We start from the raw sequence: 21,343 nt of genomic DNA, 5'->3' as shown, positions 1-21,343 counted from the left end.
CCCGTTTTTGTCCGCGCTTGGGACATCCGTCCGTCTGCGTCAGAAACGCGACCGCACCCGAGATACGGAATCGCGAAGTTCTATATGTTCAGTTCATGCGTCCCCCCGAACGCGCGCGCAGCATTCAACAAAACGAGGGGTCTGTCAAACGGCTGGATAGTTTATCGTTTTTTAAATTATCCCAACGGATAGTTAATTGTGTTTTGGTGTCGATTCAGTGTCGCTATTTGGATAGTATGTGCAAGCTGAGAATGACTTTTCGGGGTTTAGAATCACACGGAAATCGAGATACCCGGCTTTCTATCGTTCCCGGTATTGTTGTCTGGAAGAATGGATTCTTTCGGTATAGATGCATCGCTATCAGGTTTTGCGGTTGCACGTTGCAAACTTGCCTGTCTAAACGCTGCCATATCTGCCCCTGAGGGGGCATTGGGCGCCATGGCCGCATTTTGCAGCGTTGCCAAAGCACGATCGCGGTCCGCGGCCGAGCCCGTCATTGAAATGCCGACATCGACATGTCCGCCGATTGCATAAGCTTTCCCATCGGGGCCGATCTGATATTCATATTGCGGCGCTGATCCATAAGGGCCAGCAGCTGCTGCGTGTGCGCGTTCTTCTTGGCGCACGGCGGAATCACGTGCTTGCAATTGTGCGACGGTGGCTTTTTCTGCTGGCTCAAGATCGGCATTACTTGACGCGGATCCGACGCCTGTGGCCCCATCTTGTTTTTCATTGGTTTCACGCGCTTGACGATATTCTGCCCGGCTGACACCGGCGGCAACAGCCTGCGCCTCTGTCAGGGTGCGTGGATCAACAAGCCGCGTCCTGGCAGCGTCACTGTCTTTGCCTGAAATAGCGTAAGGAGATGAAGTGTTTGGGCCCGAAAAAGCAACCTCGACAGCCTCATACTCAGCCAAAACGCGGCCATCAGCGGTTTGTGCGATCTCCCGTACATTCAGGATAACGCCCATTCCGCCGCCATTCGGGTTGGCAATGGTTTGGCCAGTTGCAATCATATGGCTTCGTAAACCTCAGGTTTAACTGTGTGTCGTGACGTTCATGATAATAACAGATAATCATCTTTCTGTCTTGTGCTGGATGCGCGGGCGGCCTGACTGCTTCTCGTATCTTGCGAAATCAAGGCCGTGCTGTTATCAGAATGGCCGAAATTCGAAGCGCGATATCACCCATCTTGCAAACCATACCAAACAGGAATCCCGAGGAACATGCTCGACTTTGCCATTCCCGCCCATGAGAAGGTACTGGTCACCGGTGCTGCCGGTTTCATTGGATCACACCTTTGCCAAAAGTTGTTGGCGCAAGGGACGACCGTTGTTGGTTTGGATAACGTCAATGATTACTATGACGTCATCCTCAAAGAAGCCCGTTTGGCGCGGCTTGAGGGCAAGCCTGGATTCAAATTTGTCCGCATGGATTTGGAGAACCGCGAAGGCATTGCAGATCTTTTTGCAACCGAGAAGCCAACTTATGTGGTGAACCTCGCGGCACAGGCGGGCGTGCGCTATTCGATTGAAAATCCCCATGCTTATATCGATGCAAACCTTGTCGGTTTCACAAATATCCTTGAAGGATGCCGTCATAACGGCGTGAAGCACCTTGTTTATGCGTCCAGTAGCTCGGTCTATGGCATGAATACCGAGATGCCATTTTCGGTTCATCATAACGTTGATCACCCGATTAGCCTGTACGCAGCATCGAAAAAAGCCAACGAATTGATGGCCCACACCTACAGCCATCTCTATCGTCTGCCGACAACGGGGCTTCGGTTCTTTACTGTGTATGGTCCATGGGGGCGCCCGGATATGGCATTGTTCATGTTCACCAAGGCCATTCTCGAAGGCAAGCCGATCAACGTCTTTAACCAAGGCAAAATGCGCCGCGATTTCACGTATATTGATGATATTGTCGAAGGTGTTTATCGTTGTATCTCGACCGTGGCAGCGCCAAACGAAAATTGGAATCCGGCTAAACCTGATCCTGCCACCAGCTCGGCGCCGTACCGTGTGTTCAACATCGGCAACAACAGCCCGGTTGAGTTGATGTATATGATCGAAACGCTTGAAAAAGCGCTGGGTAAAACGGCAGAAAAGAACATGATGCCGATGCAAGATGGCGATGTACCTGCGACCTATGCCGATGTTGTCGCTCTGACCGATGCGGTCGGCTTCAAACCGGAAACCTCAATCGAAACCGGGATTGGCAATTTTGTCGAATGGTATCGTTCCTTTTACGGATAAACTAAGTTGAAATTTGCCGCTATTTTTGTGCTGTTCGCCAACGCGTTTTCGGCGGGCATGATGTTTTTGGCCAGCGTGTTTATCTCACGCTATGGCGGCAAAGATCTTTTTGGTTTCTTTAGTGTTGTACTCGGGTTGATTATCTCAGCGGCACCTATCGCCACGTTTGGTATGGATACTGCGATTGTGCGGTTTCTGCCCAAATACCGTGCGGATGGCCAACCTCAGTTAGTCAGCGGAATGCAGCGATTTGTCTTGCTGTTTTCAAGCGTTCTGTCAACGCTCGGCGGGATTGTTTTGGCTATCGTGCTCTTAAAATTCCGCCACTATGATTTGCCCATCGGGATTGCCGCCGGCGCTTGTTTGCCGCTCTCTGTGATTATGGCCGTGCTACAAGGCACAATTCGTGCGGACGCCAATGTTTCGCGTGCGGTGGTCGGCGAAGCGGTTATTCGGCCATTGGTTTTCGGTCTCTGTTTGCTGCTCATGCATTTCTGGATTTTGCATGAGCTTTCACTTTTGACGATTGTCATGTCCTATGCCCTTGCACTCGGTGCGGGCGTGACAGTGTCGTTATGTCTGGTGGTCAAAGGTCGGCACATAAACTGGAAAGATCGCTTTGATCCAGAAATGGCCGATATTCGCCGCTGGTTGCAGCTTGGCTTGAACGCGCTGTTCTCAAAGCTTGGGGTTGCTCTGCTTAATCAGTCGCCGGTGATTATTGCTGGTGTCACGCTAACGGCATTTGATGCCGGTGAAATCGGTGCAGTCATTCGTCTTTCGATGTTGGTGGCTTTCGCGCTGACGGCCGTGAACTCTGTCGTTTCGCCTTTTTTGTCGCGTGCAATGGCAAAAGACGACAAATGGGAATTGCAATCGCTTATCGCGCGTGCGACCGCGTTTTCGATGCTTGTAGCTGTGCCAGTTTGCATTGTGTTCTTTGTCTTCTCCCCGTTGCTCTTGTCGCTCTTTGGCGATGACTACAGCCGGGCAGTGCCCTATTTGCGTATGATGCTGATTGCATATGGCATACAGGCGGCTTGCGGACCCAGTGTGGCTTTGTTGAATATGACCGGCATTCACCGGGCGATGACCAAAATTATTACTGTTTGGTCGGCAATAACGGTCGCAGGGTTGTTTGTTGCGATGAATCAGGCCGGTCTTGCCGGTGGTGTGGTTGTTGGGGCCGTTTCAGTGGCAGGCTACCCCGTTTTGTTGGCGATCTTGTGTCGCAAGACGCTAGGGGTTGATCCGACTGTTCTGTCGCTTCGCTTCCTGCTTAAGCGCTAATTCAGCGCTGTTCGAAACAGATTAACCACGCAAAAGCAAACATTTACAGCATAGCTGTTTGCGCTATTTATTCTGTGTAATTTTCGTCTTGGGAAAATGGTGCTGCCGGAGAGATTTGAACTCTCGACCTCTCCCTTACCAAGGGAGTGCTCTACCCCTGAGCTACGGCAGCCTATGCAGGCCGCGAAATGGGCAAATGGTGCTGCTGGGGAGATTTGAACTCCCGGCCTCTCCCTTACCAAGGGAGTGCTCTACCCCTGAGCTACAGCAGCATAAAGCCCTTTGCGGTGCGGGCGGGTTATAGGCCACGGATCCGTATTTGGTCAAGCCCGAAATAGACGAAGTTTTTCGATTGTTGGTCGATATCTGCTTTTCGCCCTGTTTTCGTCAAGATCGGCTGTAATTTTTCGCCTGCTGTTTTATAACATCGCGCTATATGCCTGATCATACCAACCGCAACCCGGATCAAATCATGACCGCAAAGAAATCCGATATCCGCCCGGCGGTAAACGAAGAACGGTTAAAACGCGAAGCCGAAGCTTTGCGCGCCAATTTGGCAAAGCGCAAACAGCAAAAGAGATCCCGCAAGGATCAATCCGATAATAGCACCAAAGACAGCACAAACGCGGCGGACGACAATCATTAGGCATCGTTAACCGTCATCGTTTATTGATCTTGATGCAATACGGCGGGTACAACCAATAGGGCCGGTCGGCACAAGGGCGTTTATGAAAGTTCGTTTCAGCAAGCAGGGGTGACAAAATGTCGGTAAGACCCGATCACTGGATACGCCAGATGGCGCAGGAAAAAGGCATGATCGAACCGTTTGTTGACGGTTTTAAGCGCGATGACGTGATTTCCTATGGTGTCAGCTCGTATGGCTATGACGCGCGTGTCGCCGACGAGTTTAAGATTTTCACCAATGTCGACTCGGCAATTGTTGATCCCAAGGATTTTTCCGATGACGGTTTCGTAAACCGCAAAACCGATTGCTGTGTGATCCCACCCAACAGTTTTGCGCTGGCCCGTACCGTGGAATATTTTCGCATTCCGCGCGATACGCTGGTGATCTGCCTTGGTAAGTCGACCTATGCCCGTTGTGGCATCATCGTCAATGTCACCCCGCTTGAACCCGAGTGGGAAGGGCACGTGACGCTGGAATTTTCAAACACAACGCCGCTCCCAGCGCGGATTTACGCCAACGAAGGCGCCTGTCAGTTCATTTTCCTGAAAGCCGAAAGTGAATGTGATACCTCCTATGCGGATCGCGCAGGGAAATATATGGGCCAAAAAGGTGTCACGCTGCCGCGCCTGTGATAAAGGCATGGCAGCAAATAAGGCTGTAACAGGCCAATACATGGTTTTGCTGTGCGCATAAGACACAGCACAATGAGGATTGAATGGACAAGATTAAGATTTCCGGTGGCCGCCGGTTGCAGGGTAAAATCGCAATTGGCGGTGCCAAAAATGCGGCCCTTCCACTTATGGCAGCTTCCCTTCTGACCGATGAAACGCTGACCCTGTCAAACTTGCCGCATTTGGCTGACATCACGTCGATGGCCAATTTGCTGGCCCAGCATGGTGTCGCGTTGCATCTGAACGGTCATGCGCCAAATGGTGGCCATACCGGCCATGTTTTGGAAATGACGGCCAAGGAAATCGTATCGACAACCGCGCCTTATGATCTTGTCCGCAAAATGCGGGCGTCTGTTTTGGTTCTGGGGCCGATTGTCGCACGCTGCGGTATCGCACGTGTGTCTTTGCCCGGTGGCTGCGCCATTGGCAACCGTCCCGTTGACCTACACCTAAAGGCGCTTGAAGCCATGGGCGCCGAGATCCACCTAACAGAGGGCTATATCGAAGCCCGCGCACCCGAAGGCCTTAAGGGCGGGCATGTCCTGTTCCCGCAGGTTTCTGTTGGGGCAACGGAAAATGCCCTGATGGCAGCCTCCCTTGCCGATGGTGTGGTCACGATTGCCAATGCCGCCCGCGAACCCGAAGTTTCCGATCTGGCTCATTGCCTTGTGGCGATGGGGGCTGAGATCGAAGGTATCGGCACTGATACCCTGAAAGTTACCGGCAAACCGCGCCTGCATGGCGCAGAATATTCTGTGGTTCCTGATCGGATCGAAACCGGCACCTATGCGATTGCAGCGGCCATTACAGGTGGCGAGATTGAGCTGACCGGAACACGGCTTGAACTGATTGATAGCTTGGTCGAAGCCATGCGCAAGGCAGGTGTCGAAGTCGAAGAAACCGACAACGGCATGAAAGTTCGCGGTAACCGGGCAACTCTGCGCGGTGTTGACGTGATGACCGAACCCTATCCTGGCTTCCCAACCGATATGCAGGCGCAGTTTATGGCGCTGATGTCGGTCGCCAACGGCGCGTCGATGATTACCGAAACGATTTTTGAAAACCGGTTTATGCACGTGCCTGAACTCAGCCGTATGGGGGCTGATGTCAATGTGCATGGCCGTTCGGCGATTGTTCGTGGCAGTGCGAAACTTTCCGGTGCTGAAGTGATGGCAACCGACCTGCGCGCGTCGGTTTCGATGGTGCTTGCGGGCTTGGCAGCCGAGGGCGAGACGGTTATTAACCGTGTCTACCATCTGGATCGCGGCTATGAGCGACTGGAAGAAAAGCTTGGCGCCTGTGGGGCGCAAATTGAACGTGTTCGGGTGCCGGCGTAACGCCGGTTCGGGATCGCGATGCGATTCGGACATTAAATAACGCGTAAGGCGACTGATTGATGAGTGACGAAAAGCTGGTGCTGGCCCTGCCAAAGGGGCGCATTCTTGACGAGGTAATGCCGCTGGTGCGATCTGCTGGGATCGAACCGGAAGCCGCATTTGATGATCCCAAATCCCGTGCGCTTCGGTTTGCTACAAATCATCCGCATATCGATATCATCCGCGTGCGCAGCTTCGACGTCGCAACTTTCGTTGCCTTTGGTGCGGCCCATATTGGGGTGTGCGGCAATGACGTTCTGATGGAATTTGATTATCCCGATATTTATGCGCCGCTTGATTTGAATATCGGGCATTGCCGTTTGGCCGTGGCCGAACCCGAAGACATGGTTGATGGTGACGATCCGTCGCGCTGGTCACATGTACGCGTTGCCACCAAATATCCAAACGTTACGCGCAATCATTTTTCCAAACGGGGTGTTCAGGCTGAGTGCATTAAGCTGAATGGCGCCATGGAGCTGGCACCGACCCTTGGTCTGTGTCGTCGTATTGTCGATTTGGTCTCGACCGGTAACACGCTCAAAGCCAATGGCCTGCGTGAGATCGAACATATTGCTGACGTCACATCGCGTCTGATCGTCAACCGCGCGGCTTTGAAAACCCGCCCAACTGATGTTCAGCCATGGATCGACCGTTTCTCCGAGGTGCTCAATGCCGCTTAAACTTTCCACGACCGATGCCGGGTTTGAGGACGATTTTGTCAAGCTTCTGGGCATGAAGCGCGAATCAGATGCCGATGTCGATGTCGCCGTTGCCAACATTATTGCCGATGTGCGTTCGCGTGGTGACGAAGCGGTTTGTGAATACACCAACCGTTTTGATCGTCTGAACATCGATGCCAGTGGCATGGCAGTAACCGCCGCCGAAGTCGACGCGGCGGTCGCCGAAGTTGATGCCGATCTTTTGAGCTCGCTAGAGCTGGCGGCGAAGCGTGTTCGCTCCTATCACGAAAAACAGATGCCAAGCGACGAACGCTACACCGATGAAACCGGTGTTGAGTTAGGCTGGCGTTGGCGGGCAGTATCGGCTGCGGGCCTTTATGTCCCCGGTGGTTTGGCGTCCTATCCGTCATCGGTTTTGATGAACGCGATCCCGGCCAAGGTTGCTGGTGTCGAACGTTTGGTCATGGTTGTGCCGACCCCGGATAACAAAATGAACCCGCTGGTGCTGGCAGCCGCCCGCATTGCCGGTGTTGATGAAATTTACCGGATTGGCGGGGCACAGGCCGTTGCTGCCTTGGCCTATGGCACCCAAACCATCAAACCGGTCGATAAGATTGTCGGGCCTGGCAATGCCTTTGTCGCTGCGGCCAAGCGCCGGGTGTTCGGGCAGGTCGGTATTGATATGATTGCCGGTCCATCGGAAATTCTGGTGGTTGCCGATGGCAGCAACGACCCAAGCTGGGTGGCAGCCGATCTTTTGTCGCAGGCCGAACATGATCCGGTCGCGCAATCAATCCTGATTACGGATGATGCCGATTTTGCCGATCGCGTACAGGTCGCCATTGATGCCCATCTGGAAAAACTGCCGCGTGCGGAAATTGCTGGTGCAAGCTGGCGCGACTTTGGTGCAATTGTCTTGGTGGAAAATCTGTCGCAGGCTCCGGCCCTTGTGGATCGGATCGCGCCAGAACATTTGGAATTGGCGGTGGATGACCCCGACGCATTGGCAGAAGATATTCATCATGCCGGTGCTATTTTCTTAGGGCGTTACACACCAGAAGCCATTGGTGACTATGTTGCTGGCCCAAACCACGTCTTGCCAACGGCCCGTTCGGCACGGTTTTCTTCCGGTCTTGGTGTGCTTGATTTCGTCAAGCGGTCATCACTGATCAAATGCACCCCGGAAAGCCTGGCCAAGATCGGACCGGCTGCAATTGCACTTGCCGAAAGTGAAGGTTTGCAGGCACATGGACTTTCTGTAGCGATTCGGTCAAACCAGATGTAAGCTATAGAGCGTTGCAGTGCAGCGTGTAAGCCGACCGCAGGGAGAGAGCCATGGCCAAAAGCCAGTGTATCGCCGGTATCTATCTTGACGAAAAGTACAAGGTGCGTCGCCGCCCTGAGGTCGAACACGAACAAGCTGTCGCGATTTATGATCTGTTGGAAGACAACCATTTCGAACCGGCTGGCGGCTTCGAAGGGCCGTATTCGGTGCATATGCGCATCGAAGAAAACCGCATCTATATGGATGTGCGCGGCGACGATGATACCGAAAACCTGACGACCATTCCTGTCCCATTGTCGCCGTTTCGCCGGATCGTCAAAGATTACTTCATGATCTGCGAAAGCTATTATGATGCGATCAAAAAGGCCAGTGCAGCCCAGATCGAAACCATTGATATGGCCAGACGGGGCCTTCACAACGAAGGCTCCGAACAGTTGCGTGAATTGCTGGCCGAGAAGGTGACCGTGGATGAAAATACCGCCCGGCGCCTATTTACGCTGATCTGCGTCCTTCATATCCGGGGTTAAGGGGCCGTGGCAGACGAGCTTCCCGGTTCTGTCCTTTTTGCCTGCAGCTACAATGCCGTGCGGTCCATCATGGCCGCCACCCTGATGCGTCATTTTTATGGAACGCGGATTTATGTCGAATGCTGTGGGGTGCGGGCAGGGGACGTTGATGGTTTCGCCGTCGAAGTCATGAATGAAATCGGTCTGGATATATCCTCATACCATTCAAAAACGTTTGATCAGCTTGAAGACGGGTTCTTTGATCTGATCATCACCATGTCACCAGAAGCCCAGCACCGGGCGGTCGAAATGACCCGCACCATGGCCTGTGATGTTGAATTCTGGAATACCTTCGATGCCACCATTGTCGAAGGATCGCGCGAAACACGCCTGGAAGCCTATCGTCAGGTGCGCTATCAGATCAAAAAACGCATCCTTGATCGTTTTCCCATTGGGCCCGCACCAACCGTTTGACGTAACCGTTTAATCCCGGCGGTTAGATACCAATAGTCTGATGATAAAACGCGGGCATCAATACTTGGTCGCAAAAGTCTGATTATGCGCTGTTTGCCAACGCGCTAAAGGCATCCCCATCAAGCACAAAGATCTTTTCATCATCAGCATGGCGCATGCCGATTTTCTGATAAAATCGTTGGCCAACGACATTTTTGGCATCGACGGAAAGACGGATATAGCTTTTGCCCTGCGATGCTGCGCGTTGCGCGACGGCCTGCACCATCTTTTGCGCAAATCCGCCGCCGCGATGGGATGGCGCAACATACAGGTCCTGCATGTAAACGCCCGCTTGTCCGCGGAACGTCGAATAGCTTGGGAAATAAAGACACAAGGCGACCGGATCCAAATCGTCCGTTGCGATCAGCGCTTCAAACGCAGGCGACGGCCCAAACCCATCGCGGGCAATGTCGTCGGGGCTGCTGACGAACTTTTCCGCGCTGCCGGTTGCCGCGGCAATTTCATACAGCATGGCATGAATGGCCGGGGCATCGGACTCTTCCGCAAGGCGGATTTCAGGCAGTTGCTGTGGTGACATGGTATCAATCTCCTATGTGCGAAGATTATCAGTTCTGTCAAACAATAGAGGCGATTAAGTATCATCGCAAAGAACCAACACTGCAAGCAACCTTGATAACCCTTGGGGTTTTGTGGGCTTTGATGCGTTTTAAGCGGTGTTTCGCCGCTGACATGTCAAACCTGCAGTGCAGGGCCGCTGATGCGTTGATGTGAAAGGACTTGACCTTTTGCCCGGTTCAGAGCAGTTTGCGCCCCACCGGTATTTTGATATTGCAATACGAAAGCTAGGAGTCACATGGCTAAAGAAGACGTTATCGAGTTTCAGGGCACTGTCGTTGAACTTCTGCCCAACGCGATGTTTCGTGTGAAGCTGGACAATGACCACGAAATCCTTGCTCACACTTCGGGCAAAATGCGTAAGAACCGTATTCGCGTTCTCGCAGGGGACCGTGTCAGCGTCGAAATGACCCCTTATGACCTGACCAAGGGTCGTATCACCTTCCGTTTCAAGTAATCTGAAACCTGCTACAGCGTAAATTGACCTTGTCTGGCGTGCGGTTTACCTTTGCGCCCAAGGGCAATTTTTCTGTGTATGGATTGCGGGTGAGATGATCATATCGCAAACCACGGTCAAAGATCCGACATCCGGGAGCCGCGTCTTGTCGAAACTGATATTGGCCTCTGCATCGCCGCGCCGTCTTGAGCTGCTTGCGCAGATCGGAATTGTGCCAGATCAGGTTGCCCCGGCAGATATCGACGAAACGCCCAAGGCCGACGAAAGTCCGCGCCGTCTTGCGCTGCGCCTTGCCGAAGAAAAAGCCCGTGCCGTTGCCAAAAGCAATGGCGGGGCTTTTATTCTTGCAGCTGACACTGTGGTTGCCTGCGGCACACGTGCGCTGGGTAAGGCATCTGATGAACGCGAAGCCCGTAAATTCCTGACCCTGCTTTCGGGGCGTCGTCATCGCGTCTATGGCGGTGTGTGCCTGATTGCGCCGGATGGGACGGAACGATCGCGTGTGATTGAAACGCAGGTTAAATTCCGCACCCTCGGTCACGAGGACCTTGATCGTTACCTGTCGCATGACGAATGGCAGGGCAAAGCGGGCGCATACGCCATTCAGGGCCATGCCGCGACCTTTGTTAAGGCGATTTCGGGGTCGTATTCCAATGTCGTCGGACTATCCCTATGTGAGGTGGATGGTCTTCTGCGCGGCCTTGGCTATCAATTCAACGAGGTCTGATCATGACAGCTGGCGTACCTGCAAACGGCCGCCTGCTGATTGACGCTGTTGCGCTTGAACGGCGGATCGCCCTTATCGAAAAGGGACGTCTTTCGCGTCTTTGGATTGATCGCGGTGGGCCAGCACGCTTTGATCTTCATCTTGGCCGTGTGACCAAAGTTCTGCCTGAAATGGCTGCGGCCATGGTTGCCCTTGATGGGCTTTCTGATGGTCTGTTGCCCCTTGATCGCTATGCGACCCCGCTTCATGAAGGCCAATGGGTGCTGGTGCAAATCGCCCGTCTTGGTTTTGAGGACAAGGGTGTAAAGCTTACCGGGCGGATTGCCATCGAAGGCCTTGGCATGATCTTGCGCCCCAACGGCAAGCTGATCGAAATTCCCCGCAAACTCAAAGACGAAGACCGCCGCACTGATTTGGCGCGCCAGCTTAAAGCGCTTCAGGTCGATGATGATGGCATCATGCTGCGCAGTCAGGCTCTTGATTGGTCCGAGGCGGCCCTTGCCGGGGAATATAACCTGTTGCGCCGACATTGGGTGGCCGCACAGGCAGCCCTTGCCGATCCCAAGAAACCAAAACTTATTTCCGCGGCGCAATCGGACGTCGATCAAATGATTGAACGTCATCTTATGGCCGGTGGCGCATGTATGGTTGATGGCACCAGCGAATTTGTACGCCTGCGCGGCCTTTTAAAGGCCCGTGGGGCCCCGGATGGTAATCTTACCCGCTACGCTGGCTCACAGCTTTTGTTTGGTGCCAGCGACCCGGATATCGATCTTGATATCGACCTGGAAGATGAAATCAATAACGCCGTCGCGTCCAAGGTTGACCTGCCCGGTGGGGGCTGGATCGCGATTGATCCGACGACCGCCCTGTGTGCGATTGATGTCAACGCAGCGGGCGCGGATGCGGGGCGCGATGCCGAAACCCGCGCGATCGAGGTGAATAACCGCGCGGCCAAGGAAATCGTCCATCAAATCCGCCTGCGTAATATCGGTGGTTTGATTGTGATTGACCCACTGCGCGTGAAATCGCGCACGGGCCGGGACATGTTTGACAGTACCCTGCGCAAATCCTTTGGCGCGGAGCTTGATGGCGCGGTTCAAATCGGCGGATTTACCCGGCTTGGCTTGTACGAATTTAGCCGCCAGCGGTCGGGCGAATCGCTTTATGAACGGATGCAGGCAAAATCAGATGTCCGCCGGCTTTCGGCCCAAACCGCACTGAATGGCGTGATACGGGGGGTGATTGCCCAATGCCGAAGTGGTGTCGTTGGGGCCATGTCGCTTTATGTGTCGCCCATGATGGCCCAGCTGCTTGCATCGGATGTCAACGGCACACAAATTTTACAAAATGAATTGGGCGTTGCCCCCGAAATCATTGCCGACCCAACGCTAAGTGAAGATGCCTACCGCTTGGAGAAAAAGATATGACCGAAAAAAATACAGCAAAAACAGCAGGCTCGCCGTGCCCTGTTTGTGACAAGCCGGTGGATGAAAAGTACAAGCCCTTCTGCTCAAAACGCTGTGCGGATCTGGATCTTGGAAAGTGGTTGAATGAAAGCTACGCAATTCCCGCAACCGAGCCGCCAGAGTATCTCGAAGACCTTGAAGATGAAGAAGAATTTTAAGTACAAAAAAAATGCGATTTGAGTCTGGACAAGCCCCGAAGGAGTTTGTATAACCCCGCTCGTTCCGCAGGGAACGCTCTGGAAACAGAGACGAAAGATAAAGTGCCCAGATAGCTCAGTTGGTAGAGCAGTGGACTGAAAATCCGCGTGTCGGTGGTTCGAACCCGCCTCTGGGCACCATCTTTCAAAAGCAAAAATAACCCGGCCGTTTGGCCGGGTTTTTTGTTTTTGCGGTGAATGTTGGCAAAGCTCGGTCCCGGAGCCGCCTTCGCCAAAAGAAACTTCTTTCCGATACCATCTGCGCCTTGGCCATCGCGATAATGCGGTGTGGCTGTGCACTCCAATTTTCCGCGCTACGCATGCGTCATACACCCTAACCAGCGCGACTGTTTTTGGGTGATGCCTGGGAGCGGAATCGCTGTGGCGCTGAGCCGGTGCTATTGGCCGAAACGCCAAATTAGGCGGGTAGGGGCGTAAAATCCGATTAAATGAACTTCAAAACGCCAAAGCATTTTCAAATGAAAATGGATCGCTGAGCAAAGCGATAGCCAGATGTTTAAAGCTTGATTTCAAGACGCTTTTTGCGCTTTGTTACCGAAATTTTACAATTCTTGGTGCCTTGGCGCGTGACATTGAAAAGCCATTTTCCAAGAATGTCTTAGGGTAAATTATGGTATACGCGCCATAACGCACCGGATTGCCTGAGGGAATAAAAATGGCTGAAAAGCAGATCGAGATCGAACTGAAACTTCGCATCGATCCAAAACATGTTGCGCGTCTTAAAAACGCGTCGGTTCTGCGAGAGGTCAAAGAAGGCCGCCGTCTGACAACAACCCATCTTGTTTCGGCCTATCATGACACGCCAAAGCTTTCCTTGGCCCGCAAAGGGCTTGCCGTGCGCCTGCGCAAAAAAGGCAGCATGGGGTGGGAGCAAACAGTCAAAACATCCAATGGCCTGCGCGAAGCCTTGCCCGCGCGCAACGAATGGACGGTTGATCTGGAAAATGGTGATCTCGATCTTGATCTTTTCACAGATAAGGACGTCAAAAAGCTCCTTAAGAAGTTTGTGAAAAAGAAAAAGCTCGACCGTATTTTTGAAAGTGACCTGAAACGCAGTGCTGTTGATCTGACCTATCGTGATGCCACGATGGAAATGGCAATTGATCAGGGTGTGGTGCGTTCGGGTGAAAAAGAAGTCCCGATTTCTGAGGTTGAGTTTGAACTTAAAGAAGGCCACCCCGCCGCCTTGTTTGACCTTGCCCTTGAACTGCAACGCAGCGTGCCGCTGTTGCTGAGCATGCGATCTAAGGCGTCACGCGGGCGCGATTTGTATCTGGGCAATGGCATCAGTTTCTTTAAGCCCGATCCGGTCGCGCTGAGTTCCGATATGTCCGCGGAAATGGCCTTTCGTGCTGTTTTGGCGCAAGGGTTGCGCATGATCCTCGGTAATGAGGTCTGCGTGCGTGAAGACGTGCATGTCGAAGGCTGCCATCAGATGCGGGTGGGCATGCGCCGCCTGCGCGTGGCGTTTAACCTGTTTAAAAAGAACCTGCCAAATGGCGAGGCGGTGTTGCTGCGCCGGTTGCTGAAATCATGCAGCAAGGCACTTGATGCGCTGCGTGACTGGGATGTTTTCCTTGGCGAAACCATGCCCCAGATCGAAGAACGTTTCCCACAGCACGCCGGAATTTCTGAGTTGCGCACCGCCGCCGAGGCGGAGCGGAAAAAGGCGTTGGCCACGGCCCGTGATATGCTTGATAGCCCCGAATATGGGCAGCTTATCTTGATCCTTGGCGCGTGGGCGACCTATTCACGTTGGGCATCGGGCGCCAGCGCGGCGCAGATGAAGGCGATGGCTGCCCCGGTCGGTGAAATGGCCGAGCCGTTGCTTGATAAAGCCTATAAACGGGGCATTCGGCGCGGCGATAACATCATGGTTCTCACCACCCCACAGCTTCATGCCCTGCGTCTGGATGTCAAACAGATGCGCTATGGCACCGATTTCTTTGGCGGTGTTTATGGCGGCAAGAAAGTCAAAAAATTCCGAAGCGGCCTTGTCGCCCTGCAAGATATTTTGGGTCACCTGCATGACGCATCCGTGGCGGAAAAGCGCCTGATGTCATTGGCCCCTAACCTGTCAAAAGACGGACTGGTTGCCATTGGGCTGGTGTCGGGCTGGTTTGCCGGGCGGGTTGATCACGAGCTTGATGGGCTTGGCATGGCGTGGAAAGAATTTGCCGAACGCAAACTGTTCTGGCTGTGATCGGCATTTAAGGTCACAGCATCGCAAACACAGAAAAAGGCTAAGGCAAGTTTGCCTTAGTCTTTTTTGACCGCCTTATAGGCTTCTAATGCCCGTTCACGCCCTTCTTTAAGGCCGATCAGGGGTGTTGGGTACGTATCATCCAACGTCACGCCAGCATCCTTCAGAACGCTTTCGGGCGCTTCCCACGGTTTATGAAGGAACTTGTCGGGCATATCGGAAAGTTCGGGCACCCATTGGCGAACATATTCGCCCTCGGGATCAAACTTTTCGCCCTGAAGCACCGGGTTGAAAATACGGAAATACGGTGCTGCATCCGCACCACATCCGCCAATCCATTGCCATGAAAACGGATCATTGGCCGGGCAGGCATCAACAAGCGTGTCATCAAACCATGCCAATCCGTCGCGCCAATGGATCAACAGGTGCTTGACCAAGATCGATCCGACAATCATTCGAACCCGGTTATGCATATATCCCGTATGCCAAAGTTCGCGCATTCCGGCATCGACAATCGGGAATCCGGTCTGGCCGCGTTGCCAAGCGCGCAAATCATCTGGCGCATCGGCCCAGGGAAAATCGTTGAACTTTTCCTGAAGCGGTTCGGTGCGAAGGTCTTTTGCGTGGAACAGCACATGGTGGGAAAATTCCCGCCAGCCCAGTTCCGACAGGAACTTGGACGCGGTTTTACCCTTGCCGGGGTTGGCATCGGCAAAATGTTTGGCGGTGTGATAAACCTGAAACGGACTGATTTCGCCAAACCGCAAATGTGGTGAAAGTTCTGATGTCACCCGGTGGCCCGGGCGATCGCGCAGATCGGCGTAATCTTGCAATCGGTCATCGATGAAATCAAACAACTGATCCATCGCGCCTTTTTCACCGGGGGTAAAACGTTCATCCAGTCCCGCTGCCCAGTCAAATGGCTTGGGCGACAGATCAAGCGCATCAAGCCCAACCGCACCTTTGATCTTTTCATCGCATAGGGCGATTTTGTCGGGCGCCTCATTGGGGGAGCGCGGCGGCTCACTTTTTTGGCAGGCGCGCCAGAACGGGCTAAACACCTTAAAATCGGTACCCGCAACGGTTTTTACTTCCCATGGCTCAAACAGAAGCTGCCCCTTAAAGCTTTCGCACTCAAGTCCCCGATCCATCATGTCCGCCTTGATGTCGGTATCGCGCTTGATCGATGGCTTGTCATAAAGCCGGTTCCAGAACATCGCACCGACCGACTGGTTTTCGATGATTTTATCAAACACCGCGGATGCTTTGCCGGTAAACAGGCGCAACGCCGAAAATGCATCAATATCGTCAATGTCATCACCACCAGCGGCAAGATCGGCTATAGACCGGTCAAGGACGCGCAGGCTTTTTTCCAGCCACCATCGCGTCGCCCCGCCGAGTTGATCGGAAATAACAGGATCAAGAACAAAGACCGGCAAAACACATCCGTCATTGTCGCGCGCCCATTTGGCCGCCGCGCGCAAGGCCGGATTGTCGGCCAAACGTAAATCGTTTCGAAACCACATGATGGCGATGGAACGTTTGGTCATTTCTATCCTTGAGGATGGTGTCGGCAGGATATCCAAAGAAGGAGAGAGCAACTCAACTTCGACAGCTGTAGGGAAGTGTAGCTAAGCCGCTCTCTCTGGCTTGGGGTACATCATGAGTTACGGTCTAAAATCGTGACCAGTTCACCAAAACTTTCGGTGAGGCTCTTTTTATGCCATCCGGCAAATCCAAGAACCAATCCTTGCGGCAGCTTGGGTCGGTTTTCTGGCGATTTATCATGGAAATAGGATGACAGTGCCCGGCAATCGAGGCCGGCTTTTACCATCTGTTCTTGCATCATGATGTCATCATGCCCCGCGATCAGGCGGGCACAAAAATGCAATCCGCCATCCGATGGCATGATCGAAAGTTGCGATGAAGCATGCTGGGCAATCAGGTTTTGCAAATGATGCCGCCGGTCCGCATAAAGCAGTCGCATCTTGCGCACGTGGCTGCCAAAATGCCCCTCGGCAAAAAATGCGGCCAAGGCGGCCTGTGCGGTTGGGGCGGGCACACCATCGGCAAATCCCCGCATGCCCCGAAACGCCGGGATTAAAACCTTTGGCAGTACCAGATATCCAAGCCGAATACCGGGAAACATCACCCGCGAAAACGTGCCGACATAAATCACGCGGTTTTGCCGGTCTAATCCCTGCAGGGATGACAGCGGCGGTCCGTCATAACGGTAATCGCTGTCGTAATCATCTTCGACAATCCACGCATCATTGGCATCCGCCCAATGCAGCATCGCCAACCGCCGCGCAAGCGACAGTGTCGTCCCCAGTGGGTAATTCCGTGATGGCGTGGTGACGACAATGCGCGCTGGTGTTGATGTGTCCGCAAGTCGATCCACGCAAAGCCCATCGCCATCCACCGGTACGGCCTGAACTTTTGCCCCACTTGCCGCCAGCACGCCACGAATGCCCTCGTAACCCGGGTCTTCGGTGGCGATGATGTCGCCCGGATCAACAAGCGCACGGGCAATCAGGTCAAGCGCCTGTTGCGCGCCCGATACAATCATTACCTGATCGCCATCACAATTCACCCCGCGCGATTGGCGTAACCATTGTGCAATTTCATGGCGCAACGGCGCAAAGCCAAGCGGATCATCGGGTATCGTTAAATCAAGATCAGGTGCGCGCCACCCGCGCCGCAGCAACCGCGCCCAAAGGTCAAACGGAAAAGCGTTCAAATCCGGTGTCGCCGGGTTAAAGGGCCGGGCGATGCGAAACCGCGGAAAGCGCCGCTGATATTCCAGCATCCGCTTTACACTCTGGCTGAGGCGAAGCGGGCGTTCGCTGCCCTTGGTATGGCTGTCTTTTTCGTTGGCTTTTTGGATGGCGGCCATATCCCGGTCGGGGAGGGTGCTGGCGACAAAGCTTCCGGCACCAACCCGGGTTTCCAAATATCCCTCGGATGTCAAAAGATCAAAACTGTTCACCACCGTATTGCGCGAAATGCCAAGCGATTTGGCCAAATCCCGACTGGCCGGAAGCCGTTCGCCCGGATGAAGCCGCCCGTCCAAGATCGCCGCGCGGATGCCATGATACAGCCGCCGATAGGCAACCGGCGCGGTGCGGTTATCTGCCGGATCGGTTTGGCTTGGATAAATCCAGCTATAGTCACTGCGCATGGTGGTCGGCCTGTCGGGTTAAATTGGTTCTATCTATTTTACTATAATGGACCTTTTGAAAAGTCCAATAGTCGCGATGATCGGGATGAATTATTCGCGATAACAACACGACGAAACAAAGAGAACACGCCATGTCTGACGCCACCAACCTTTCGCCGCAATATGACGTTCATCCCGCCACCAAAATCGTGCGCGGCACCAAACGCGCGACCTATGACCGCGCCACCGTGCACGGCATTATTGATGATGCATTGATTTGCCACGTTGGCACGGTGGTCAATGGACGCCCAACCATGATCCCAACGGCCCATTGGCGGGTGGGTGAACGGATCTATATCCATGGGGCGACCAAGAACCGGATTTTGGCAGCAATTGCCGACGGGGCAGATGCCTGCCTGTGTATTACCCATCTTGATGGGCTGGTGATGGCGCGCTCTGCCTTTCACCATTCGGCCAATTATCGATCAGTGGTGATTTACGGCAAGGGAACGGTTGTCACCGATGACGCGGACAAGATGGAACATTCGCGCCTGTTTCTTGAAAAGCTTCAACCCGGTCGTTGGGACACCATTCGCCAACCCAATACGCAGGAACTTAAAGCAACCATGTTCATGGGCTTTGACCTGCGCGAAGTTTCCGCCAAGGTCAGAACTGGCGATCCGGTTGATGATGACGAAGATTACCAACTGCCCGTCTGGGCCGGGGTGCTGCCGTGCCAGAATGTCTGGGGCACGCCCATTGACGACACCAAGATCAATCCCGCTTTTGCCGGGCAGGGGCAAAAACCGGCCTAACGCCGACAGGCCCAGCGATGTAAAACGAAAACAGGCTGGCAGAGGATCCTCTGTCAGCCTGTTTTTGGGTCCTAAACGACGATGTATTAGTCGGCCATCGCAACTGCGATTTTGGCACCAAGACGCGCATTGTTGCGCACCAGCGCAATATTGGCTTCAAGGCTTTTGCCATCGGTCAACTCGGTCACGCGTTTAAGCAAGAACGGCGTCACATCACGTCCCTGAATGCCTTTTTGGCTGGCTTCCACAAGGGCATCTTCAATCGCACCTTCAATCGCTTCGCGGGCCAATGCTTTGTCGGCTTCTGGCGGGTTGCCAATGACGGCACCGCCTTCAAGGCCAAAGTCCCATTTGGCCGTCAGGAACGCGGCCAATTCTTCGGGCGTATCAAGGCGAAGGGTCGCTTTCTGACCACTTTCAACCGAATAGAATGCCGGGAATTCATCGGTGCCATAGGCAATGACAGGCACGCCAAGCGTTTCAAGATGCTCAAGCGTTTTGGGAATATCCAAGATCGCCTTTGCCCCGGCACAGACAACCGCAACACTGGTTTTGCCAAGTTCGGTCAGATCGGCCGATACATCGTAATTGCCGGCAAGATCACGGTGAACACCGCCAATACCGCCAGTGGCAAACACGCGGATACCGGCTTTTTCGGCCAGGATCATGGTTGCCGATACGGTGGTGGCACCGTCGCGTTTTTTCGCCAGGCAATAAGGAATGTCACGGCGCGACAGTTTCAGGATGTCTTTGCCCTTGGCAAAATATTCCAACTCATCGGCCGTAAGGCCGATTTTGCAAACGCCGCCAATAACGGCGATGGTTGCGGGAATGGCGCCATTATCACGCACATCCTGCTCAACAGCGCGCGCTGTTTCAAGGTTCTGCGGATAGGGCATGCCATGGGAAATGATCGTGGATTCAAGGGCGACAACCGGCTTGCCAGCGGCAAAGGCTTCGGCGACTTCGGGGGCGATATCGATATAGTCCGACATGTAATATGCTCATGCTTGAGTTAAAGTTTTAAAGGTCAGGATTACGCGGATTGGCCTACGAAATCCAGTCCTAAGCACGGCATAACAGCATTGTTTTGCGCCCATGCGGGCGCTGCTCCTGTGCTTTGGCGGATGTGTGCTGGGACAAGCCAAAGCCCGTTTGGACATATCCATGCCAAATGTGAAAGGCACCTGTGCCAGCGCATGCGTTGTAACCCGGCCACCTCCTGCGTATCATGCGGCAAATACTTACCTTTTTGGGGTTTCTTTTATGCATTCCAAACCAGTTCTGACCCGCGGGCTTCTGGCCTTTATGGCGGTCGGAAGCGGCATTTCCGTTGCCAGCCTTTATTATGTTCAGCCGCTGCTGGAACTGCTTGCACGTGAATATGGCCTAAGCGATACCAAGGCGGGCCTGTTGGTTACGGTCGCGCAATTGGGCTATCTCGCCGGATTGATTGTGGTCGTGCCCTTGGGCGATCATCATGAACGGCGCAAATTACTGACCGTGACGTCGACCTTAACCGCCGTGGGCCTTTTGGCGATGGGGTTATCGCATTCGTTTTTGATGCTGGTGATCTTTAGCATCATGGTCGGCATCAGCTGTGTGACCGCGCAAATTCTTGTACCCTTGGCCGCCCATCTTGCCACCGATGACAAACGCGGATCGGCTGTAGGAACGGTCATGAGTGGCCTGTTGCTGGGCATTTTGTTGGCGCGCACCTTTTCCGGTGTCGTGGCCGAACTTGCCGGGTGGCGGGCGGTGTTTATCGTCGCGGCCGTATTGATGGCGGGCTATTCGGTGGCCTGCTTTAAAATCTTGCCCCATCTGGCCCCGACATCCAACACCAGTTACCGCACACTTTATGTCTCGATCCTGCATCTGTTTCGGGATGAAGCCGTCTTGCGCCGCCGCAGCTTGATCGGGGGACTGCAATATGGCGTGTTTGGCATCTTCTGGACGGCAATGGCCTTTATGCTCTCACGCCAATATGACATGTCCGAAGCCATGATCGGCATGTTTGGCCTGATCGGCGCGATTGGCATTTTGGCCGCGCGCATCGCCGGACGCTTGGCAGATCGCGGTTGGGCAAGGCTCAGTACCGGCGGCTTTTTGATGGTGACGGTATCAAGCTGGGCGTTGCTGTATTGGGGGCAATGGTCGCTTGTGGCGTTTGGTCTTGGTGTGGTGTTGCTCGACCTTGGCATCCAAGGTGCGCATATTTCCAACCAAAGCGAGATTTACCGCCTCAACCCCGAGGCCCGCAGCCGCCTGACCACCGGCTACATGGCCAGTTACTTCCTTGGTGGGGCATGTGGCTCTGCCAGTGCGGCGGTATCATATGGTATGGGCGGCTGGCCTGCGATTGTCGCCCTTGGATCGGGGGTGTCGATCCTGTGTGTGGTGATTTGGGCTGCAACGGAATTCAGGCTTCCGATCAAACGGATGCATCAATAG

Annotated in this window: 21 protein-coding genes and 3 tRNA genes; 17 read left to right on the top strand and 7 right to left on the bottom strand. The window is 53.9% G+C overall.

Going from position 1 to position 21,343, the window contains the following annotated elements; translation table 11 throughout:
• Positions 1 to 272 precede the first annotated feature (272 nt).
• Entirely contained in the window at positions 273 to 1,016 is a 744-nt protein-coding gene (locus HCZ99_RS14180) for a putative metalloprotease CJM1_0395 family protein (protein ID WP_167447666.1), read from the bottom strand.
• A 210-nt stretch (positions 1,017 to 1,226) separates the two neighbouring features.
• On the opposite strand from HCZ99_RS14180, the gene HCZ99_RS14175 reads away from it, so the two are divergent.
• Together HCZ99_RS14175 and HCZ99_RS14170 are read left to right on the top strand one after the other, a co-directional pair.
• On the top strand, positions 1,227 to 2,258 hold the full coding sequence (locus HCZ99_RS14175) for an NAD-dependent epimerase (RefSeq protein WP_167447665.1): 1,032 nt from the start codon (positions 1,227 to 1,229) through the stop codon (positions 2,256 to 2,258).
• 6 nt (positions 2,259 to 2,264) lie between these two features.
• Positions 2,265 to 3,548, top strand: a complete 1,284-nt coding sequence (locus HCZ99_RS14170) for an oligosaccharide flippase family protein (protein ID WP_167447664.1) — start codon at positions 2,265 to 2,267, stop codon at positions 3,546 to 3,548.
• 97 nt (positions 3,549 to 3,645) lie between these two features.
• Here HCZ99_RS14170 and HCZ99_RS14165 read toward each other — a convergent pair.
• Together HCZ99_RS14165 and HCZ99_RS14160 are read right to left on the bottom strand one after the other, a co-directional pair.
• Positions 3,646 to 3,720: transfer RNA gene (locus HCZ99_RS14165), tRNA-Thr, on the bottom strand.
• 25 nt (positions 3,721 to 3,745) lie between these two features.
• Positions 3,746 to 3,820 (bottom strand) — tRNA-Thr (locus tag HCZ99_RS14160).
• 200 nt (positions 3,821 to 4,020) lie between these two features.
• Between HCZ99_RS14160 and HCZ99_RS14155 the strand changes: the two genes are divergently transcribed.
• From HCZ99_RS14155 to HCZ99_RS14125, 7 genes are all read left to right on the top strand, one after another.
• Entirely contained in the window at positions 4,021 to 4,194 is a 174-nt protein-coding gene (locus HCZ99_RS14155; RefSeq protein WP_167447663.1) for a hypothetical protein, read from the top strand.
• A 116-nt stretch (positions 4,195 to 4,310) separates the two neighbouring features.
• Positions 4,311 to 4,865: a dCTP deaminase gene (dcd, locus tag HCZ99_RS14150; protein WP_167447662.1), complete on the top strand. Its 555-nt coding sequence runs from the start codon at positions 4,311 to 4,313 to the stop codon at positions 4,863 to 4,865.
• Between the two features lie 83 nt (positions 4,866 to 4,948).
• Positions 4,949 to 6,241, top strand: coding sequence for a UDP-N-acetylglucosamine 1-carboxyvinyltransferase (murA, locus tag HCZ99_RS14145; protein ID WP_167447661.1), 1,293 nt, complete (start codon positions 4,949 to 4,951; stop codon positions 6,239 to 6,241).
• 59 nt (positions 6,242 to 6,300) lie between these two features.
• Positions 6,301 to 6,960, top strand: coding sequence for an ATP phosphoribosyltransferase (hisG, locus tag HCZ99_RS14140; protein WP_175581515.1), 660 nt, complete (start codon positions 6,301 to 6,303; stop codon positions 6,958 to 6,960).
• Positions 6,950 to 8,245, top strand: a complete 1,296-nt coding sequence (hisD, locus tag HCZ99_RS14135) for a histidinol dehydrogenase (RefSeq protein ID WP_167447659.1) — start codon at positions 6,950 to 6,952, stop codon at positions 8,243 to 8,245. The genes hisG and hisD overlap by 11 nt, the downstream gene beginning before the upstream one ends.
• A gap of 50 nt (positions 8,246 to 8,295) precedes the next feature.
• The gene (locus HCZ99_RS14130) at positions 8,296 to 8,772 is read left to right on the top strand and encodes a UPF0262 family protein (RefSeq protein ID WP_167447658.1); all 477 of its coding nucleotides are present in this window, start codon (positions 8,296 to 8,298) and stop codon (positions 8,770 to 8,772) included.
• 6 nt (positions 8,773 to 8,778) lie between these two features.
• The gene (locus HCZ99_RS14125) at positions 8,779 to 9,225 is read left to right on the top strand and encodes an arsenate reductase/protein-tyrosine-phosphatase family protein (protein WP_167447657.1); all 447 of its coding nucleotides are present in this window, start codon (positions 8,779 to 8,781) and stop codon (positions 9,223 to 9,225) included.
• 82 nt (positions 9,226 to 9,307) lie between these two features.
• Here HCZ99_RS14125 and HCZ99_RS14120 read toward each other — a convergent pair whose 3' ends face one another.
• Positions 9,308 to 9,802, bottom strand: coding sequence for a GNAT family N-acetyltransferase (locus HCZ99_RS14120; protein ID WP_167447656.1), 495 nt, complete (start codon positions 9,800 to 9,802; stop codon positions 9,308 to 9,310).
• A 276-nt stretch (positions 9,803 to 10,078) separates the two neighbouring features.
• Here HCZ99_RS14120 and infA point away from each other — a divergent pair, with 276 nt between their 5' ends.
• From infA to HCZ99_RS14090, 6 genes are all read left to right on the top strand, one after another.
• On the top strand, positions 10,079 to 10,297 hold the full coding sequence (gene infA / locus HCZ99_RS14115) for a translation initiation factor IF-1 (RefSeq protein WP_007092059.1): 219 nt from the start codon (positions 10,079 to 10,081) through the stop codon (positions 10,295 to 10,297).
• 94 nt (positions 10,298 to 10,391) lie between these two features.
• Positions 10,392 to 11,024, top strand: coding sequence for a Maf family protein (locus HCZ99_RS14110; protein ID WP_167447655.1), 633 nt, complete (start codon positions 10,392 to 10,394; stop codon positions 11,022 to 11,024).
• Between the two features lie 2 nt (positions 11,025 to 11,026).
• Entirely contained in the window at positions 11,027 to 12,454 is a 1,428-nt protein-coding gene (locus HCZ99_RS14105; protein WP_167447654.1) for a ribonuclease E/G, read from the top strand.
• On the top strand, positions 12,451 to 12,651 hold the full coding sequence (locus HCZ99_RS14100) for a DNA gyrase inhibitor YacG (RefSeq protein WP_167447653.1): 201 nt from the start codon (positions 12,451 to 12,453) through the stop codon (positions 12,649 to 12,651). Before HCZ99_RS14105 ends, HCZ99_RS14100 begins: the two co-directional genes overlap by 4 nt.
• Positions 12,652 to 12,755: 104 nt before the next feature.
• A tRNA-Phe gene (locus HCZ99_RS14095) sits at positions 12,756 to 12,831 on the top strand.
• Between the two features lie 535 nt (positions 12,832 to 13,366).
• On the top strand, positions 13,367 to 14,914 hold the full coding sequence (locus HCZ99_RS14090) for a CYTH and CHAD domain-containing protein (RefSeq protein WP_167447652.1): 1,548 nt from the start codon (positions 13,367 to 13,369) through the stop codon (positions 14,912 to 14,914).
• Between the two features lie 56 nt (positions 14,915 to 14,970).
• On the opposite strand, the gene HCZ99_RS14085 is transcribed toward HCZ99_RS14090, so the two are convergent.
• Both HCZ99_RS14085 and HCZ99_RS14080 read right to left on the bottom strand, forming a co-directional pair.
• Positions 14,971 to 16,464, bottom strand: a complete 1,494-nt coding sequence (locus tag HCZ99_RS14085) for a cryptochrome/photolyase family protein (RefSeq protein WP_167447651.1) — start codon at positions 16,462 to 16,464, stop codon at positions 14,971 to 14,973.
• A gap of 110 nt (positions 16,465 to 16,574) precedes the next feature.
• Positions 16,575 to 18,095, bottom strand: coding sequence for a PLP-dependent aminotransferase family protein (locus HCZ99_RS14080; protein WP_167447650.1), 1,521 nt, complete (start codon positions 18,093 to 18,095; stop codon positions 16,575 to 16,577).
• Between the two features lie 131 nt (positions 18,096 to 18,226).
• Here HCZ99_RS14080 and HCZ99_RS14075 point away from each other — a divergent pair, with 131 nt between their 5' ends.
• Positions 18,227 to 18,889 (top strand): pyridoxamine 5'-phosphate oxidase family protein, encoded by a 663-nt coding sequence (locus HCZ99_RS14075; RefSeq protein WP_167447649.1) that lies wholly within the window; start codon positions 18,227 to 18,229, stop codon positions 18,887 to 18,889.
• A gap of 86 nt (positions 18,890 to 18,975) precedes the next feature.
• Here HCZ99_RS14075 and HCZ99_RS14070 read toward each other — a convergent pair whose 3' ends face one another.
• Positions 18,976 to 19,884, bottom strand: a complete 909-nt coding sequence (locus HCZ99_RS14070) for a pseudouridine-5'-phosphate glycosidase (RefSeq protein WP_167447648.1) — start codon at positions 19,882 to 19,884, stop codon at positions 18,976 to 18,978.
• 271 nt (positions 19,885 to 20,155) lie between these two features.
• Here HCZ99_RS14070 and HCZ99_RS14065 point away from each other — a divergent pair, with 271 nt between their 5' ends.
• Positions 20,156 to 21,343, top strand: a complete 1,188-nt coding sequence (locus HCZ99_RS14065) for an MFS transporter (protein WP_217701504.1) — start codon at positions 20,156 to 20,158, stop codon at positions 21,341 to 21,343.

This window comes from Thalassospira lucentensis (genome assembly GCF_011806425.1).
Classification (GTDB): Bacteria; Pseudomonadota; Alphaproteobacteria; order Rhodospirillales; family Thalassospiraceae; genus Thalassospira; species Thalassospira lucentensis_B.
This window is presented reverse-complemented; position numbering and strand designations above follow the sequence as displayed.